The sequence below is a fragment of the Streptomyces sp. E11-3 genome (assembly GCF_046540415.1).
Classification (GTDB): domain Bacteria; phylum Actinomycetota; class Actinomycetes; order Streptomycetales; family Streptomycetaceae; genus Streptomyces.
In genome coordinates this window covers 1-1,949 of the sequence record NZ_JAZGRL010000136.1, presented here as the reverse complement: position 1 = coordinate 1,949, position 1,949 = coordinate 1, and the positions used below count along the sequence as shown (strand labels likewise).

General features: G+C 66.3%; 2 protein-coding genes and 1 pseudogene. All 3 read left to right on the top strand.

Annotation, left to right across the window (positions count from 1 at the left end):
* Positions 1-473, top strand: a pseudogene (locus U9R90_RS35865) (ABC transporter ATP-binding protein); the annotation flags it as partial.
* Between the two features lie 4 nt (positions 474-477).
* Positions 478-1,248: an ABC transporter permease gene (locus tag U9R90_RS35860; RefSeq protein ID WP_411061659.1), complete on the top strand. Its 771-nt coding sequence runs from the start codon at positions 478-480 to the stop codon at positions 1,246-1,248.
* A 115-nt stretch (positions 1,249-1,363) separates the two neighbouring features.
* On the top strand, positions 1,364-1,949 hold a 586-nt coding region (locus U9R90_RS35855; RefSeq protein WP_411061657.1), incomplete at its 3' end, for an ATP-binding cassette domain-containing protein.

Genomic DNA, 1,949 nt, shown 5'->3' with positions numbered 1-1,949 from the left:
GTACGGTCTTCGTCTCCTCGCACCTGATGAGCGAGATGGCCCTCACCGCCGACCACCTCGTGGTCATCGGCCAGGGCCGCCTGCTGGCGGACACCGCGATGGCCGACTTCATCAAGGACAACTCCCGCAGCTATGTGCGGCTGCGCTCGCCCCAGCAGGAGCGGCTGCGCGATGTGCTGCACGAGTCCGGGATCACGGTGGTGGAGGCCGGCAACGGCACGCTTGAGGTGGACGGTGTCAGCTCGGACCGGCTGGGTGAGATCGCGGCTCAGCGGCAGCTCGTACTCCATGAACTGAGCCCGCAGCAGGCCTCGCTGGAGGACGCCTTCATGCAGCTCACCGCGGAGTCGGTGGAGTACCACGCGCATTCCCAGACCGGCCCGCCGGACACCAACGGCTGGGACGCGACAGCCGACGGCGGTCCAGGCACGACCGGTTGGGGTCAGCCGCAGGCCCCGCGGAAGGAGAGCTGACCGTATGTCATCGACTCGCGTACTGAGGTCGGAGTGGACCAAGATCAGGTCGGTCTCGTCGACGGTGTGGACGCTCGGCCTCGCCGTGGTGGTGACGATCGCCCTCGGGATGTTGATCAGCATTCTGGTGAAGAACGACTTCGACAACCTGAGCGCGAACGAACAGCGGGCCTTCGATCCGACGTTTGTCAGTTTCGCCGGGATGAGTCTGGGTCAGCTGGCAATGATCGTTTTCGGGGTGCTGGTGGTGTCCAACGAGTACAGCACCGGAATGATCCGTACGTCGCTGGCCGCTGTTCCGCAGCGTGGAAAGTTCCTCTTCAGCAAGATCGCCGTGGCGACGGGACTCGCGTTGGTTGTCTCTCTCGCCACCAGCTTTGCTGCTTTCTTTCTTGGTCAGGCCATGTTGGGCGATCACCGGGCCGCGCTCGGTGACCCTGGAGTGCTACGCGCGGTGATCGGCGGCGGGCTTTATATGACGCTGATCGCGGTGTTCTCGATGGGGGTCGCGGCGATGCTGCGCAGCCCGATGCTGGCGCTGGGCATTCTGATGCCGTTCTTCTTTCTGATCTCCAACATCCTGGGGAATGTCTCGGCCACCGAGAAGATCGGCCGGTACCTGCCCGACCAGGCGGGCAGCAAGATCATGCAGGTGGTCAGCCCCATCGACGACGACACCCCGTACGGGCCGTGGGGCGGCTTCGCGATCATGGTGGTCTGGGTGGTGGTGGCCGTTCTCGGCGGCTTCGCCCTACTCAAGAGGCGAGATGCTTGAGCGTTCACCCAACTGGTCCCGGTTTTCGGGGAACCGTCAGCGTGTCGCTATCCTCCTAAGCCTTACGGGGGAGCACGCGAGTGCCCCGACGCCATGACCTGTCGATGGGTGCAGCATGATCGAGGCAGTCGGCCTGACCAAGCGCTACGGCGCGAAGACAGCCGTGTACGACCTTTCCTTCCAGGTGCGGCCCGGTGCCGTCACCGGCTTCCTCGGACCCAACGGTTCGGGCAAGTCGACGACGATGCGCATGATCCTGGGCCTCGACCAGCCGACCTCGGGCCGGGTGACCATCGCCGGGCACCCGTACCGGCACCTGCCGAACGCACCCCGCCAGGTCGGTGCCCTCCTTGACGCCAAGGCGGTCCACGGCGGGCGGCACGCCCGTAACCACCTGCTCTGCCTGGCGCAGCTGTCCGGCATCCCGGCCCGCCGGGTCGACGAGGTCCTCGGTGTCGTGGGCCTCCAGGACGTGGCCAGGAAGCGCTCCAAGGGCTTCTCGCTCGGTATGGGCCAGCGGCTCGGCATCGCCGCGGCGCTGCTCGGCGACCCCCAGGTGCTGCTCTTCGACGAGCCGGTCAACGGCCTGGACCCGGAGGGCATCCTCTGGGTGCGGAACCTGATGAAGCAGCTGGCCGCCGAGGGCCGTACGGTCTTCGTCTCCTCGCACCTGATGAGCGAGATGGCCCTCACCGCCGACC